At 51.9% G+C, this 18751-nt stretch carries 3 protein-coding genes; all 3 read right to left on the reverse strand.

Going from position 1 to position 18751, the window contains the following annotated elements; translation table 11 throughout:
- Positions 1-231 precede the first annotated feature (231 nt).
- The gene (locus O3276_RS11660) at positions 232-6492 is read right to left on the reverse strand and encodes a transglutaminase domain-containing protein (protein WP_269675770.1); all 6261 of its coding nucleotides are present in this window, start codon (positions 6490-6492) and stop codon (positions 232-234) included.
- A gap of 296 nt (positions 6493-6788) precedes the next feature.
- Positions 6789-13109 (reverse strand): transglutaminase-like domain-containing protein, encoded by a 6321-nt coding sequence (locus O3276_RS11665; RefSeq protein ID WP_269675771.1) that lies wholly within the window; start codon positions 13107-13109, stop codon positions 6789-6791.
- 845 nt (positions 13110-13954) lie between these two features.
- Positions 13955-18571, reverse strand: coding sequence for a DUF4116 domain-containing protein (locus O3276_RS11670; RefSeq protein ID WP_269675772.1), 4617 nt, complete (start codon positions 18569-18571; stop codon positions 13955-13957).
- Positions 18572-18751 lie beyond the last annotated feature (180 nt).

Consider the following 18751-nt stretch of genomic DNA (forward strand, 5'->3'; position numbering starts at 1 on the left):
AATTTAGATGGTGTAAACCGGCAACAGTTCCTTTGTACCTAGGAGGCTGTCCGAGAATAGCGCCCGTAGCGAGGATGGCAGAAAATTGAGGATAAAAAGTCGGAATTTTTTAGTTAATAGTGGTTCTATTTACTAAAAAATTCCGACTTTTTAGACCAATTTGCTGCCACCGCAGTAGGGCAGTCTATTCTCGGACAGCCTCCTAGGAGGCTGACCGAGAATAGACTCATATCAATACCTGCTTAAAATGGTTGCATCATGTTCATTGAGCAGGCGTTTTATGGTTCCCAGCGACTCCCGGCAATCCAGGGCAATACCCGGAGAAAAAATCCCGCTGCCGATCAGGTCGAAATTTTGCCCTGCCGAACTTTCAAAGATGGTTACCCGGTCACGGAAGTTGCCAACGATCAGGACCCGTAATCTTTTCAGGTCGTTACATATCACCGGGGTATATATTTCCGCAGAGCGTTTATCGCTGATCAGACGAATTAACTGTCGGTTATTTTCTGCATCATTGATGTGATCCCCTGAGATACCCATACTCGGGGGCCCAGGGAACTCCTCATGAAACGTTGCTCCAGTCAGTTTGTTGGTGCTTCTAAGGAGGGTGAGCAACGCCTTGTTGATCAAAAACCGGGCGGACAGTATCAGGGTATTGGTTTCCTGGTAGTACGTTGATTTTTGCGGGAAACAGGGCTCACCACGGATCAGTCGGGCAATATCCGGTTTGCCCCGGGAGGCATGACTCCAAAAAACTTCGGTAGCCGCCACCTGTGGCAATTTTTCCCGGGAGTACAGCAGGGAAAAATGGTGGGCCTCCGGACTGTCGTGGACATTTTTCAGATAGACTTTATCGATGGACTCAAGCCGGAACAGGCGCTGGCTTATTTGTTGAGCCATGCCATTATGATCAAAATTGAACCGGATAATGCTCTGCAGGCTTTGCACAGGCAGGACGGGAAAATCATTCGGGCTTTGCAAATACAGTTGCCAGGCAAACTCCGACCACTCACAGAAAAGACGCCAGTTGAGAGACTGGCTCTCGGTTGACCTGATGAGCATACAATGGCTCCAATCGATAATGGCTTTTTTTTCCGGGGGGGCCAGGGTGGCAAAATGGTCAATGGCATGTCGGGCCGCCAACAAATATTGTTCCGGTACCCAATTGCAGGCAATATCCATTTCAAAGACATAACGTTCGCGGTTTGGCGATACTTGGTAAGACCGTTCTGATAGTAACCCCCTGAACAAGGGGATAGGGCGGAAATTTTTCCGGAACTTTTCCAGAACGGTGTCCTGGATTTGTTTTATCGCCTCTTGGGGTAATTCAGATTGAGTACACTTGTGTTGCTGGAGCAGAGAAACGGCCAGTGACAATATCCCGTTCCAGCCATCAGCGGCTCCGTCCTGAGCGTAAGGCGAATTGACGGGTTCCACTGGCGCTGACTTGAAAATATTGTGCCATTCCGGCTCTGATGAGTAACTGTGGGTTGCGTCGGTACCCCCCAAATCATACAGTCGCCAACCATTGTGGGATCTGACCTCAACAAAACTGTGTGTGAACGATTCTACTATTCGGGCCTCAATACCCCAGTAAAGACAGAGTAATTGAAACAGAAACCCACGATGGCGGCAGGTTCCCTGTTGCTCCTGCAACAATTGCTTGACCAGGGTGATGCCGGTTTCTTCAAAAGTACGATCGTAAGAAAAAGCTCTGAACCAATCGACAAGGGCCAGTAGCCGTTCGGACAGATTCTCTATCTGCCCTATTTCCCGCAACTTCCGGTATCCCGGAAAGTGAGTAGGGTCCCCGCTGAACACCTCCTGATCCAGATGTACTTTGATCAGCGGAGGGCACCGCAGGGGCTGTGTGTTGATGGGATCATCAGCCGTTAACGGCTGAAAATAAGTCAGATCGGGCTTAATAATAAAATCCACCGTCACCGGTTCCGTGAGTCCGGAACGAAGAAAGTATTGGTCGGTGTGCGTATCCCGTGCCAGCTGCGTATGTTTCGGAATGGATCTCAGACCGGTCAACCGGTCGTTGGGGGTCAGCGATGGCAATCGTTGCCAATTGCTGCCCGGTTTCAGTGTCATGCGCCCGGGGGTTTCACCGGTTTTCAGATCGGTTCGCCCGGTTAACAGGGGCAAAAAATTGCTCTGATCCATGGGATCAATTGGTAACGGGCTTTTAACTAACGTCTGGTCAGTGGTCACATCGGCTGTGAACAGCTTCAGTCGATACCGATCGATACACCATTGACGGGGAAAAAACCGGGTTACCTGGAAGTTGATACACACATCATGAGGCGTGCCCTGGCTGAAAATCTTCGGTGAATCAGTGGCCGGACCTCTGGAAGATCCATTTTTTGATGACTGTACAACAATATAGGGCCACTGGAATGTGCTTGTACGGTTTTTCAGATAGGGTTGCCACTCCCAGCTCAGACCCTCATGCCACCGACCCATGGGGATTCTGTCCAATCGATCGGCCGCCAGCAACAGCTGCGGCAACGTCAGTTCAAGGGGAATGCGTTGCTGTCGGAAATCATCGTTAAGGGCACTGGCGCAATCGGTCAGCCACCGACTCAGATCCTCAGATACCCCCATGGCTTGCAGCCTGAGCCGGTAGTCATCCCGGGTATCATGGTGGATATGAACGCCGGTAAATCGACTGGTCAATGATGGCGGGAATGCCGTCCGTCCGGGATAGGTGGGCGGATTAACGGTACCAATCAATTTGAACCCGGCCTTGTGAGGCAGCGGCAGGCGGTCATTAAGAAACTCTTCCAACTCCCCGGAAGGAATGATGTTGAGCTCACTGACCACCAGCACCTCACCCAGATGCCAGGCACGGTTAAAGGCCTGCACAAATTGGTTAAACTGGTCCGGTGCCCCATTGAGATGCTGAAAGCCTTTACCGGTTTGCTGTTGCCAGGTGGTCAGGGTCAGCAGTAACAGGGCATCCTTACCCCACCCGGCAGTACCTTCCACCACCATGGCAACTCTTCCCGGTTCCCTGAGTTGCAGAAATTGCCAGCAGGTTTTTATGTACTCTCTGGTGGCCGGAGTATCGATGACCAGTGGCGTCGATTGCTTTTTGTTCACCTGTGCCAACTGTCCGAAAAACTGTGTGAAGGCCCGCTGGTGCTGCTCCAGTAATGAACGGTCCACCTTACCGGAACTGTGCCGGTAATCCCTGAGCGCTTGCCATTCGGGGCGTTGGTCCCGATCGATCCGCCCACCCAGACTTTGCCCGCACGCTTCGTCAGCCAGTGCCAACATCTGGGCCTGGCTGGTGGGACAGGGTGCATCCGCCGTGATCAGTCGGAACCGGGCCATGATGTCTTTCAGGTCCCTTGGCGTCAGCTCATAGTCTGTGGATACCTGTTTTCTGTACTCTGCCAATAGTGAAAGGATGGTGGCCGAAGCGGTGGACCTCAGCTCCATGGGCCAGGTATCCGGCAGAAGTGGCTCAATGATGGCCTGTTGCAGAATGGACTCTGGCAGCGGCCGGTAATACAGGCGCAGAATCCGGCGTTGCAATTCAGGGTCAAGATTCCGCCCCGGATAATTTTCCGGATTACCGGTCAACAAAACCCAGTGGTTATCTGTTAACTCGAACGTCTGGCCATTGACGCAGAGCTGGGCAGGCGATTGCAGCAAACCGGTCAGTGGTGACAATAGTCCGTGCTGCACCAGGTTGGCTTCATTAATAACCAGCAGGCCCGGGCGTTTTCTCCTGGCCCAATCCGTTATCTGGCCGGGTACCGAATGAGAGACCGTATTGCCCTGCCGGTCTCGTTTCAGGGAGACCGAACCGTACAGGTCTTCCCAGGTGGTGTTCGGTCCCAGGGTCAGGGTTTTCACTGTGTGCTGGTCAGGCTGTGGGCCAGCGGCAAGCCGGTTCATTGATGCCTGCCGCCGTTCCTGTAACGCTTGCCCGGTGGCGACGGCCAGGCAGGATTTACCGGTACCCGCCGGGCCATTGAGCTCAATGATCCTGTGCTGCCTGAGCATGGTCGTGAGCTGTTCAAGCCGCTTGCCCTGTTGCTGCTGATGGTGACAGCTGGCCTTCAGCCAATCTGCGGCCAGTGTCTGCAAGGAGGTTGTCAGCAGCGGTTCCGAAAAGGCGCGCTGAAGCGGCTGTTGCAGCTGCTCCAGTGGCTCAGACGGATGGCACTGGCTAATGGCGATCAGTTGCTGGTTCAAGTCCCGGGCTTGCCGATGCACCGGGATACTCTGGCTGCCACAGACCCGCAGGGCATTGTACAGCAGACGCAGGCGATGGCCGGAATAGGGATGGATATTGTCGTCCAGTACCGGCAAAAGATCAGCCTCAATGCCCTGTTGAGGGAATATTGAGTGGATAATGGCGGCCATCTTCGCGGTGCAGCGCAGAGAAGGTTTGCCGAAAGTAGCGGGCAAATACTCGCCCAGTGCCGGTGCCATATAACGGGCCAATGGCCAGAAATGATCTGTCAGATCCTTTGGGTGCTCCAGGGCTGGCAGGGTGTTCAGGATGGCAGCAATGCCATCACGATCAACCTCTGCCATGGAATCCGGAAATATCCCACTGATCTGAGCTTTAACAAAACTGTAAATGGTTACATTACCCCGCACCGGATGGGCCAGTAACTTATTCAGGGCCTTACGCCAGTGAAAGGGCTCCAGAGTCCCGGCGCGATCCAGCCGCTGTTCAATGGGGAGCTGAGCCTCCAGCAGTTTCAGAAACTCAGCCGGTGCCTGAAGCGGAATGACCGGATAACTTTTATCCGGGCTCTGGGGCAATGTCCGAATGCGAGATAAAAGCCGCCCTAATGGCCCAATTGCATCGGGATGGTGGGACGAAAAAGGTTTGATCAAACCGGGGGCCGCCATAATGGATTCTGCCAAAATGGACTCAGCTTTACCGAGCTCAGCTGTTTCAGGCTCAACACTGTCAGGCTCAACACTATCAGCCTCTACACTGCCTGCTGAGCGATCACTCCGGGTATCCTGCTGCTGTTGCCAGCGCTGGAACCATGGACCCTGGTCAGGCAGTCGGTCAGGGGGCCAGACTATATGCAGCTGGCAGTTGGGCAGAGCTTTTTTCTGGCCGTAAATCCAGAGATAGGGCTCAGGTGCCAATAGTGACTCCAGATGCCCTGCCAGGGTCGGGGTATGTTCCAGCCCGGACAGCACCACCGGTTTACCCTTAAGGAGTTGTGTCAATAAGGGGGTTTCTCTCAGCTGGAAACTCAACTTGCCTGACAGTTTCAGCTTGCTGGTAAACCAGAGCTCCTCCCATTGCTGCCCGGAGGCCAGTCGATAACAATGTGCAGCAACATTATTGGCAACACTGCCGGTATACAGCCTGACAACGCTATTACCGGAAGGCTCTGGCAAAGTGCCTGTCACCAATCCGGGGGCGACAGGCAGTGATTCCGTCCGATGTTTCAGGATCAGCCATTGTTCATCGGTCAGCTCACCGCTTACCAGCAGCTGGTCAAATTCGCTGGCCATCTTATGAAAGGTATCGGTCTTTTGCAGGGTGTTTTCCTGTGCGGACAGGTCACTGAAGACCGCATCGAAATTGTGGGTATTGATAACCCCGCAGGTTTTACCGGGTAACACCGGTGTGTTGTTGACGGCTTGTTTGAATGCCGTGATATTCTCGGTCGGGGTGTGATATTGCTGCAAGACCAGCGACGCTGGCAGCTCCACCCGTTCACCATTGGCAATGAAGTAGCCTTGCTTAAGAATGTCCGACAAATGTTGCCAGAATGGGCTCTTGGCATCCGGCGGGTCCACCAGGCAGATGGTCACAGGGTCAGGCTGGCTGCTGATCACTCCGTTGCGAAAATACTGTTCTCCATGACTGTTGATGGCCAGGTTGCCAAACAGGCTGGCAAAGACATCCTGACCCGCACAGTGAATCAGCAAACTCCCGGGCTCTGGCGGCTCCGTGCGATGGCTTACTGACCAGGATGGCACAGCGGCTGGGGTTACATTGAAGGTTGCTGAAGAGGATCTGTCCTGGGCAAATATCCGACGCCAGAAATCCGGTCCGGGAGCATCCGGCTGGTATATTAAATCATTTTTGGCCAGAACAACCCGGCTGACTGTCGTGCTGATGGGGATGCCATCCAGCCGGGGTGGATTCTCCAACAGCTCATTCAATGAGGCCAGCTGTCTGGGCCTGAGGTTGTCACAATCGAAAATCAGGGTGATGGGCACTGACTGATAAATAAGCCCGGGACGCTCGTTTTTTTGTCCGGGAGTTGGATAATAGTGCAGCCTTCTTAACGGGTGATGATCCAGGTCGTTCGGATGCCGGATCATAAAAAGAAACCCGGTGTCTGTCTTTTGCCGATAGAAACGGATTAGTTCATCCTTTGCATCAATGGATTCAAAAAAATGAAACGCATCACCAACCGGCGATGCCGATTGCTTAAGGTGACTGATGCAATCTGTGATGGGCGTGACGTTTCGGATTGGGCTGGTATGCACACTCTCCGCTGACACTTGTTGGGCAAAATGCAGCTGCTCATTTTTGACCAACAAGACTGCAGTTACTCGTGTTTTTTTATCGGTGTTACCGGGCCGTAAAGAATCGTCTGCGGAATTTGCCAAACTTTTTTGAGCAGAGTCATTGGCGAGTTGCGGATTGTCATTGTGCACATTAACTAAGGCACTGGGCTGAACAGGAAACATGAAAATAATACTTTTCTGATAGTAATTGCGGTCCATCAGCCAACTTAGATGGTGTAAAACGGGAAAAGTTCCTCCCTGATTTGGTTAACTACTTATTTGCGGTTAAAAAGAGTGGTGGCATCAGGCTCATTGATTAAGCGTTTTATTTTTCTCAGTGACTCCTGGCAATCCAGAGCAATACCCGGAGAAAAAATCCCACTGCCGATCAGGTTAAAATTTTGCCCTGCCGGACTTTCAAAGATAGTGACCTGGTCACAGAAGTTGCCGACGATTAACACCCGGAATTTTTCCAGGTCTTTGCATATCACCGGGGTATATATTTCAGCAGAGCGTTGATCGCTGATCAGGCGAATTAACTGCCGGTTCTGTTCTGCATGATCAATGTAATCAATTAAGAATGTGTCAGGTTGGTAAGGGAGTTCATCACGAAACAGTGCCCCGGTCTGTCGATTGGTGGCCAGTTTGAGGGCATCCATCGCCCTGTCGATCAAAAACTGACTGGACAGCATCAGGGTATTGGTCTCCAGATAACTGGTTGATTTCTCCGGGAAACAGGGCTCACCACGGATCAGTCGGGCAAGATCCGGTCTGCCCCGGGAGGAATGGCTCCAATAAACATCGGTAACAGCCATCTGAGGCAATGTTTCCGAGTCATACAGCAGAGAAAAGTTGTCGGCCTCCGGACTGTCCCTGACATTTTTCAGCCAGGTTCTGTCGATGGACTCTACCCGGAACAGGCGCTGGTCCAGTCTTTGCGCCGTACCATCATGATCAAGATTGAACCGGGTCACGGCCTGCATGCTTTGCACAGGAAGGACGGGAAAGTCATTCGGGCTTTGCAGATACAGTTGCCAGGCAAACTCCGACCACCGACAGAAATCATGCTGTTTTGGCGATTGATAATTTTTTGACCAGATGAGCATACAGTGGCTCCAGTCAATAATGGCTTTCCTTTCAGGAGGCGCAAGGGTACCAAAATGGTCAATGGCGTGTCTGGCTGCCAGCAGATACTGTTCCGGTGCCAGATGGTAGGCAATATCAAATGCGGTGATAAGAGGTCTGTGTTCTGACGACGTATAGTAACTTCGGGCTGATAAGTGCCTGCTCATGGGGATAGGGCGGAAATTTTTCCGGAACTCTTCCAGAACAGCATCTTTGACAAGGCTATTGGCCTCTTGAGGCAGTGCGAATTTAGAACATTGCCATTGCTGGCACAGGGAGATGACCAGCGACAGGAGCCGGTTCCAGCCGGAGGCATGACTGCCTGTAGCTTGTCCGACAGTTGACTTGACTGGCGGCGTCGGCACTGATGTATAGATATCCTCCCATTTCGGCTCTGATGAGTATCTGACAGTCCTGCTGATGCCCGATAAATTGCAAAGTCGCCACCCATTGCGGGATCTGACCTCAACAAACGAATGTGATTCCGATTGTATTATTCGGGCTTCAATACCCCAGTAAAGACAGAGTAATTGAAACAGAAATGCACGGTGGCGACAGCTGCCCTGCTGCTCCTGCAACAATCGCTTGACCAGGCTGATGCCAGTTTCGACAAAGTTATGGTCGTAAGAAAAAGCTCTGAACCAATCGATCAGGACCAGCAGCCGTTCGGACAGATTCCTTATCTGCCCTATTTCCCGCAACTTCTGATAGCCCGGAAAGTGCCCTGGTTGCTGGCTGAAAACCTCCTGATCCAAATGTACTTTGATCAGGGATGGGCATCGCCGGGGTTGCGTTTCGATGAGATCGGCCGCCGTTAACGACTCAAAGTACTTCGGATCGGGTTTGATAATAAAATCCACAGCCACCGGTTCGGTTAACCGGGAACGAACAAAGTACTGGCCAGTCTGGTTGTCCTGTGCCAGCTCCAGCGGTGCCTCTGCCGGAATGGTGCGCAGACCGGTTAAAAGGTTGGCGGGCGTCAGTGATGGCAATGGCTGCCATTTGCTGCCCGGTCTCAGTATCAGGCGACCGGGTGTTTCACCGCTTTTCAGATCGCTGCGCCCGGCTAACATGGGCAGCAGAAAGCTCTGATCGACAGGACGCTCTGGCAATGGGCTTTCCACTAAATTCTGGTCAGTTGTCACACTGACGGTGTGCAGCTTTAGTCGATACAGCGTAGTTCTCCACTGACCAGGAAAAAACCGGGTTACATAATATTCTTTAAACACACCAGGGGGACGGCCCAGGCTGAAAGTCTCCGGTGATGCCGAATCTTTGGAAGATTCTTTTTCTGCTGACTGGCCGGGAATACAGGGCCATTCAAATTTAGGCTGGCAGCTGTCCAGATAGGGTCGCCACTCCCGGCGCAGATACTTAGGCAACTGCCCCATAGAGATGCGAGTCAATCGATCGGCGACCTGAAGCAGCTGCGGCAGCGTCAGCTCAAGGGTAAGGCGTTGCTGCCGGAGATTGTCATTGATGCCATGGGCGCAAGCGGTCAGCCACCGACTCAGTTCCTCTGATACCCCCATGGCTTGCAGCCTGAGCCGGTAGTCATCCCGGGTATCATGGTGGATATGAACGCCGGTAAATCGACTGGTCAATGACGGCGGGAATGCCGTCCGTCCGGGATAGGTGGGCGGATTAACGGTACCAATCAATTTGAACCCATCCTTGTGAGGCAGCGGCAGGCGGTCATTGAGAAACTCTTCCAATGCCCCGGAAGGAATAATATTGAGTTCACTGACCACCAGCACCTCCCCCAGACGCCAGGCACGGTTAAAAGCCTGCACAAACTGGTTAAACCGGTCCGGTGTCCCATTGAGGTGCTGAAAGCCTTTACCGGTTTGCTGTTGCCAGGTGCTCAGGGTCAGCAGTAACAGGGCATCCTTACCCCACCCGGCAGCCCCTTCCACCACCATGGCAACCCTTCCCGGCTCCCTGAGTTGCAGAAATTGCCAACAGGTTTTTATGTAGTCTCTGGTGGCCGGAGTATTGATGACCAAAGGCTTCGGTCGCTTTTGATTCACCTCTGTCAATTGGCTGAAAAACTGCTGGAAAGCCTGCTGGTGTCGATCAAGCACCTGATCATCGGCCCGGCCACCGCTGCACCAGTAAGCTCTGAGCGCTTGCCACTCTGATCGCCGGTCCTGGTCGATCCGTCCGCCCAGACTTTGCCGACACGCTTCGGTAGCCAGTGCGAATATCTGTTCATTGCTGGCGGGGCAGGTTGCACCAACAGTGAGCATGCTGAACCGGGCCATGATGTCGTTCAGATCCCTTGGTGTCAGCTCGTAGTCTTTGGATAACAGTTTTTTATACTCAGCGAGCAGAGACAGAATGGTGGCCGAAGCGGTGGATCTCACTGCCATGGGCCAGCCATCCGGCATAAGTGGTGCAATGATGGCTTCTTTCAGGATGGACTGCGGCAGTGGCCGGTAATAGAGGTTCAGAATCCGGCTTTTCAATTCAGGATCCAGATGCCGCCCCGGATAATTCTCTGGATTACCGGTGAGCAATACCCGGTGTTTCTCTGTCAGCCCGATCGTCTGACCATTGACGCAGAGCCTGGGCGGCGATTCCAGCAGACCACTCAGCGGCGACAATAGCCCTTGCGGCACCAGATTCGCTTCATTAATAACCAGCAGGCCCGGTTCGGAACTTTTGGCCCAATCCGTTAGCTGGCCGGGTAGCGAATGAGAAGCCAGGTGACCCAACCAGTTTTTCTTCAGGGTCACGGAGCCGTACAGATACTCCCATGTGGTGTTTGGTCCCAGAGTCAGTGTTGTCACTGCCTGTTGGCCAAGCTGTGCGCCAATGGCAGCCACAAGCCAATGCTTTGATGCGTGTTGCAGTTTCTGCATTGCCTGCCCGGTGGCTAAGGCCAGACAGGATTTACCGGTGCCCGCCGGACCGGTCAGCTCAATAATTTTATGCTTATCGAGCATGGCAATCAGCTGCTCCAGCCGCCTGGCCTGCTGCTGTTTATGACCATGGCTGGCCTGTAGCCACTCCGTGGCCAGTGTTGACAACGAGGTTGTCAGCAGCTGTTCGGGAAAGTAGCGCTGCAGCTGCTGGTGCAGATGCTGCTGTAGCTGCGGGGTTGGCTCAGACGGATGGCACTGGGTAATGGCTGACAGTTGATGGTTCAGGACCATGGCTTGCTGATGCACCGGGAGCCCCCGGTGGTGGCTGTCTCTGGCAAAGGCCAGCAGGGCATCGTAAAGCAGGCGCAGACGATGGCCGTGACAGGGTTGGATGTTGCCATCCCGCACCGACAAATGATGTGCCTTGAGGCCCTCTTCAGTGAATATTGCTTTGATCACGGCAGCCATCCTCACGATACAGCCGTCGGCAGGGCGTTCTTGCAAAGTGGCAGGCAGGCAGTCGGCCAGTGCAGGGGTCATATAACGGGCTAACGGCCAGAAATTAGCTAACAGGCCCTGTGGGCCCTGCTGGGCAGGCATGGTTTCCAGGATGGCAGCAATGCCATCCCGATCAACCCCTGCCAGGTGATCCGGAAACCGGGCGCTGATCTGTGCTTTGACAAAACTGTAAATAACAAAATCACCGCGCACGGGATGGGCCAGTAACTTATTCAGGGCCTTGCGCCAGTGGAAGAGGTCCAGAGTCTCGGCACGATCCAGACGCTGTTCAATGTGGAGCTGAGCCTCAAGCAGTGCCAGGAACTCAGAAGGTGCCTGAACCGGAATGACCGGGTAGCTTTTGTTCGGGCTCAGGGGCAAGAGCCGGATGCTCTTCAGAAGACGGCTTAATCGCTCCGTAGCCCCGGGATGGCCGGCGATAATGGATTGGGCGGGTTCGGCACGGCGGGTTGACTGACGATCCCCGGCATCCTGTTGCTGCCAACGCTGGTACCAGAAACTCTGGTCCAGTAAACGGTGACCGGGCCAGACAATATGGAGCTGACCATTGGGCAGAGCAATTTTCTGGCCGTAAATCCAGAGATAGGGCTCAGGTGCCAGCAATGACTCCAGGTGCCCTGCCAGGACCGGGGTATGTTCCAGCCCGGTCAGCACCACCGGTTCACCCGCAAGAAGCCTGAGCAATAAGGGGGAATGACCCAGCCGGAAACTCAACTTACCGCAAAGTTTCAGTTTGCTGGTAAACCACAGCTCCTCCCATTGCTGCCCTTTGGCCAGGTGATAGCGGTGGGCGTTGCTGGCAATATGGGTAACATTGTCAGTATACAGCCGGACAGCACGCTCACCGGAGGGCCTTGGCAAAGCGCCGGTCACCAACCTGGGGGGAACAGGCAGTGATTCTGCCCGTTGTTTCAGGACCCGCCATTGCTGATCGGTCAACTCACCGGTAATGAACAGCTGGTCAAATTCACTGGCCATCTTCTGAAAGGTATCGGTCTGTTGCAGCGTGTTTTCCTGTGCGGACAGATCACTGAAGATCGCGTCGAAATTATGGGTATTGATAATCCCACAGCTTTTTTCGGGTAACACCGGTGTGCTGGTGACTGCTTGTTTGAATGCCCGGATATGGGCTGTCGGGGTGTGATATTGCTGCAAAACCAGCGATGCTGGCAGCCTCACCCGTTCACCATTGGCGATGAAGTAGCCTTGCTCAAGAATGTCAGACAAATGCTGCCAGAATCGGCTCCCGGCATCCGGAGGGTCCACCAGACAGAGGGTGACAGGTTCTGGCTGGCTGTCGATCATCCCTTTGCGGAAATACTGTTCTCCCGCACGATTGATGGTCAGGTTCCCAAACAGGCGGGCAAAGATATCCTGACCAGCACAGTGAATCTGCAAACTCCCGGGCTCTGGCGGCTCGGTGCGATGGCTTACGGACCGAACAACGGCCTCATGGTTGGGACCAGAGGAGTTGAAAGGTGCTGAAGAAGGTCCATTCAAGGCGAATATCCGACGCCAGAAATCCGGACCGGGAGCGTCAGGCTGGTGAATTAAATATGTTTTAGCCAGAACAACCCGGCTGACTGTCGTGCTGATGGGCCTGCCATCCAGCCGGGGTGGGTTCTCCAACAGCTCATTCAAAGAGGCCAGCTGTCTGGGTCTGAGGTTGTCACAATCAAAAATCAGAGTGATGGGCAACGACTGATAAATAAGCCCGGGATGTTCGGTTTTTCTTCCGGGTACGGGGTAATAGTGCAGCCTTCTTAATGGGTGATGATCCAGGTCGTCCGGATGCCGGATAACAAAAAGAAACCCGTTGCCGGTCTTTTGCCGATAGAAACGGATCAATTTATCCTTCTTGTCCCCGGAGTCGAATAAATGAAACGCGTCGCCAACCGGCGGTGCCGATTGCTTCAGGTAACGGGCACAATCCGTAATGGGCGTGACATTACGTATTTCACTGAACTGTGGAAGATTGTCTGTAGAATCTGCCAGCCTTTTTTGAGCAGTTACTACAGAATGATCACTGGCTGGCGAATGGTAATTTTGCCCAAAACCCACAGCACCGGGATGAATAGTAAACATATAAATAGTCAGTTTTTTTTGTTCGTAATTCCGACCAATCCACTACATTTGATGCTCTAAACCGGGAAAAGTTCCTTCCTCACCTGGTATTACTCTGAGAGTATGATCGTCCAGATGCTGGCGCTTCAGTCATCAATGCCAAACATATGAGTAGAAATATCACCGAGTCTGTTCAAAGGTACCCCGGAAAAATGCCACAAATTAGCGGGAGTTGCAGAGTCGACCGGATCTGCACTTTGATTCATTAGTATTGATAACAAGTTCAGAGTAAATAAATTTATTTAATGGAATCTTTTCAGAAATTAACGGTCAAATATTCTTTGCAAATAATAATATCAATTTCCGCTCTGGCAGGATTCTAGAGGTTAATATGAACGTTGCTGGGAATTCCGAAAAAGGACATTTTTTTACGGCCGTCCGCAATTCGGCAGAAAAGGTTATCAATTCTGATCCGTGTCAGGGGTGCTACAAGTGTTCACGGTCTGTGAAAGCGTGCCTGGCGGAGGTATGCTGCCCAAAACCGTCGGAAAATTCCCCATTAGTCATGACACAGCCGCTACTTGGGCGAGAGAATGTGACTGAACAACCAGGGCCGCACCACAAGAAATTGGTTATCGTTGAGACTGAGGGAGGCTATCTCGGCGCATCATCGAATGAAGTGGATTCGGGGCCACATTCTATTTTGGCGATTTCTGTTGCTTATGAGTCTTTTGATCCATATTCTGAATCATCGTCTGTATCAAAGCATGACTCATCGCTGCCACCGTCGCCATTTTCGTCCCTGCTACGCTATTTCAAGTTGCCATGTAGCTGAAAACCGGGTTATACCAATTCTAAATATGGCATCAATCAATTTTTTGTTGAATACACGCCACAACAAAAGGTCCGATATTATCAATTGCTGCCTCAATGATTTCAGGCTTGCTTTGTAATGAGGGGCCAACGTACAGAAGGGCTCTACCATTGTTCTGCAAGGCGATGTTGACCAGCTCCGGATCATTGCGGCAATGGTCGCTGGCAAACTGTAGCGCCATCGGATTTTGTTCCAGGGCAAGTTTGACCACTTCCGGACAATCCTTAAGCGCGTCACTGGCAAACTCCAACGCCATGCCGACATTTTGCACCGCCAGTTTGACCAGCTCTTTATTGGCTCGCAGTTCCGGGCTGGCATACTCAAGTGCCATACCATTTTGTTGAACGGCCAGACGGACAGTATCCTCATGGCCACGCAGCGTTTCACCGGCATAACTGAGCACTGTACCATTACCTTGCACGGCCAGTTGCGCTAACGCTTCATCATTTCTCAGTTTCTCATCGAGGAATGGAAAGTTCCCGGGGTTTTTTGACACCGCAATCGACATTAATTCATGATTTTTACACTGGTCCCCATCAAGATATTGGCAAATAGGGCGTAAAGAGGGGTGATGATCACTGACAGCCAACCAAACGTAATCCGGATCATTACGGAATTGCTTATTGGCAGCTAATAGCGCTATACCTGAATTTTTCAGCGCTGCGGTAACAATTGTCGGGTCAGCCCTTAACCGTTCACTGGCGTATTCCAGAGCATCGCCATTATTTTTGACCGCTGCCAATACGATGTCTTCATCATCCTTAAGTCCTTTACTGGCAAATTCCAGAACTCTTCCCATGTTCCCGACAGCTTCTTTGACCAGTGCTTTATCCGCTTGAAATTCAAGCCCGACATATTGCAATGCTAAAGGGTTAGAGCCAAGCGCCGTGCACACTACCTCTCGATCATTATTCAAATCCGGAAAATCTTTCAGTTGGTTGCCGGCATCCGTTTGCGCCAAAAACTTCAAGACCAGTTGCCGATAAAGTTGCTGGTCATTAAGCAGGTTTTTCCTGAAAATCCTGGCAAATAATCCATAGGAATCATCGTTATGATTGCGCTCCCTGGCCAGCAGAAGCAGCTCTTTATAGAATTCAGGATCTTGTTCCAGATACTCAGTTGTTGCATGACAGCAAAGAGCATGTGACGTGTTGCCAACCGCTGTGGTTAACAAGCGCCGGAAATGCTCAGGATTTGATGATAGCTCGGCCCCTATAAAGGCAAATATTTTTCCCGGATCTTCTGTGGTATTTGCCAGGGCATATTCGATGAGTTCAATATCGTTGTTAAAAGACTCTGGCGCATCGGCAATAGCCTGGGGGTGGCTTTTGATGGCGGCAAAAACCATCGCCCGCTGATTGCGTAGTTCAGGCGCCAGGTGTTTGAGGATGTGGCCATTTTGCGACACCAGACGCATAGCCATTGTCTCGTCAGCTAACCAGTTAACGTATTTGTTAACCAGAGGCCTGGCCTTGGCGGGATCAGAAAGTAACCAATGCCAAAGCAATGTCTGCTTGTATGTTGCCAGCTGCCCGTTTATCAGGACGTCAATTTCATTGGTGCCAGCTTTGGAAAATATCAGTGCCGCTTCCACCAGATGACTGAGTGCCATATCGTGGGTGCAGCGGTTTATCAATGATATGTTCTCCAGGTAAGCGAAGCACCAGTAAATATGCTCCAGGGCAAATTGATTGGTTGCAGAGAAAGCGGGATTATTCAGCCTTTCCCTGATGGCAGCCATATTCCATTTTGTTTGACTTTCGTCCAGATTCAATGTGCCCAAAAGAAAATCAATATCGTCCAGCTTGGACAATACACTCAGGATGTCCACAAACATCCGCTGCAAATCTTTTTTGTCAGGAAGATGGGTGAACTCAAAAAGGACTTGGCCTGCCTGTTCATTGAAATGAATGTCCGGGGCATTGAAACCGCTATTTTTCTGATATTGAGACAGTGTCTGGGTCAAAAACCACAGCCGCTGAAACTTTCCATGTCGTTGTTCTTTTGATGAATGGGCCAGTGCCTCAGAGTAACACAGCCGAAAGGTCCGTTGTTTGCCACCGTCGGCTTGTTCCAGCAGGTCGATGGTACACGCATGATGTCCGAGCTGGATCGACAACCGGGTACAATCTGGCATATTGAGAACGGTCACATTTTCGGCCACGAATTGCCTGAGAGCGTCACGGCATGTGTTATCGAATAATGGCTGTTCCTGAGACGTTGCAAAGTCAACAATATCGATATAGTCATGCAAAGGTCCCCTTATTGTGCTCACTTCACCCTGCCCTGAAGCGGTGGCCACGGGCCAGAGCCTGGTGAGAAAACATTTGTGCAACCATAGAATCAGTTCATGAACGCTCTCGATGTTGTGCACCTGTTGGACTGCTTCAAGCCGTTGCAGGTGCTCTTTTAATAACTGGCAATGGGCCAGCCATTGTTGAAAATCCGAACCTGAGGCCGGTAACTCCTTGCCGGGCAGAAATGGCCTTGTGACCTGGGCAACGGTTTGTTTAACCTTTGTTTGCACCAGCGCCAGTTGCTCGCGAAGCGGGAATAACTCCTTCTGGTATTGCTGCTTAAGACCAGGATCAGCGGCTGCAAGCATTAAAAAGCGTTCGTAGCCAGAGAGAAAAGCCGCAATCTCTTGCATAAAGTTGTCGATCTCCTGAACACATCCCTGGACAATCTCTTGTCGCTCGGGGTGCATGCTCAGTTGGACAGCGCCGGTTTTGGAAAGGCATAAATGAATCAGTCGCTCAGTCCCGAGAAAATCCAGGAGCCTGGTGTTTTGCTCGACAAGCCAGGAGAACAGACGTACTACCGACGGTTCTTTTTCCGGCTCCGCAGGCTGGTATGCCTGCTGGGCAGCCTGCGCGGCTTGATAATCAGGGGTGACCGATTTGTCACTGACATTCAACAACGCCTGTTCCCGATCACCCGGCAATAAAAACCCGCCGGACTCTTTCTGAAACTGCCCACACACCAGCGTTACCCATTCCGGTGCATTATTATCGGGCCACCATTCAGGCTGCTTAATCCCCACACAGGGTATGCCCTCCTGCCTCAGGCCGATGGATATATGGTCGTTATTGGCCCATTTGTTGAAGACAATCCCCTTTGTTTTTTCCAGAACCTCCGGGGCCAGTAACCAGTCACCGCCATGGTCACAAAAAAGAATGACATTGTCAGGCAGACTGCTCCCTTGGACCGGACCGCTGATGGCCAGCGCCAACCCTGAGCCACAACCGTCGCTGATGACGGTGCCCTGATCCAGAGACCGGGGGGGAGATGCCATGGAAAAATGGCTGCCGCCGGGCAGGCAGGTAATCGGGCGCCCTTGCAAAAAAAGGACATGGCCCTCCGAATCAATGGCAAATTCAAAATCCACTGGGCACAACAACGCGTCTTCCAGTATCTTCCCTCCCTCAACCAGAAGGCTCAGTTGGTCTTTGCCAATGAACTCAGCCGTGGCAGCAGCAGGTTCAAATTTGACCCACTCTTCCTCATAGCCCCCCTGTTCATTGATGCGTAAAATGAATCCATACTCAGGATTGCCGGGTTTAAAGGTGGCCTCCCATTGCTTGCCGTTGCGCTTGATCTCATAACCATGGGGAGTGATACCGTATTGACCGGACACCACCGTTTTGGGCTGCCCCGATCCACACTCGATCAATAACGTGCCGTCATCAATGCGGCGATAACTCATGCCGACCCCGCCAACGCAACATTGAATGCACTGTTGCAGGATAATTGCCATCCCTTGCGGGGCTGTTGGGGAAAAAACGGCGGAACGGTAAGCAGAAGCAAGCACTTTAAGACAGGTTGCCACGATATCCGCCTGGTCATGCACCAGGGACTGGTACTTGCCGGCCTGAGCGTTACCAAAGGCGTCCTCAGCCACGCCGGAGCTGCGCACGATAATCGGACTATCGGGCTTAGTCAGCCCGGTGCGCAACTCCTTGTAAATATCCCGTATGTTGTCGGCAATGGTCAGAGCGCTTATTTGCTGATAAAAGTCCGCACCAGCAATAAATGAAGAAAGCGCATCGAGCCAGCGCTGTTGTCTTGTTGTTGGCTTGCCCGATGGATTGCCTGGTGGAGCCATTTGGGTAATCCACTGTCTTATATTCACCAGACTGGCCGTTGTATGGGGAAACTCATGGCCATCATCCAGCATGGCCAGCAATGGGCTGGCATCGAATGGAAGCGCCTCAAGGTTCTGCACGATGCTTGTCTCAATGCAGCGAAATGGCGGGACAGTTAATCCTGCGTTCTTCATCAGGGTCAGGAACATCCCTTTTCCACCTAACAATTTCCGATTTGGAATAGTCGGGGAATCAACGGTCAGCTGCGGTTCAGTAAAGCGCCTGTTTTTTAGTGGCGGTGTAAACGTTTCAGTGATTTTTTGGCCGGTGCTGTCAGAAGAAGTAAACGTGGAATCAATCCCGGAAATTTTGCACTTTCGATTTGAAGATAAAGCGTGAGTTTTTAAAGCGCCTGATGCCGGAATTGCACCATTGGCAATGTCAGCTCCCCCTGCACCAGGCAAACAGGTGGAACCAGAGCCTGTGACCGAGTGGCTAATAATCTCTGACTGTGCTTTAAACATGGCAACATCCGCTGTTTGCTATTTTTTAAACATGATATTAAAAAGAGAAAACTTCGAAGAAATAAGCTTCAGTAATTAACCAGTTAATTTTGTATAAATCAGTAACAAGACGGTCAGTTATAGTAACACTGTTATTATTAAGAAAATGGTGCTTACGTCTTAAACTCTGACCGTTCAGAT

This window comes from Endozoicomonas sp. GU-1 (assembly GCF_027366395.1).
Classification (GTDB): domain Bacteria; phylum Pseudomonadota; class Gammaproteobacteria; order Pseudomonadales; family Endozoicomonadaceae; genus Endozoicomonas.

Excerpts from the sequence above, each read along its gene's own strand:
- O3276_RS11665 (WP_269675771.1), bottom strand. The coding sequence starts at position 13,109 with ATGTTTACTATTCATCCCGGTGCTGTGGGTTTTGGGCAAAATTACCAT.
- O3276_RS11670 (WP_269675772.1), bottom strand. The coding sequence starts at position 18,571 with ATGTTTAAAGCACAGTCAGAGATTATTAGCCACTCGGTCACAGGCTCT.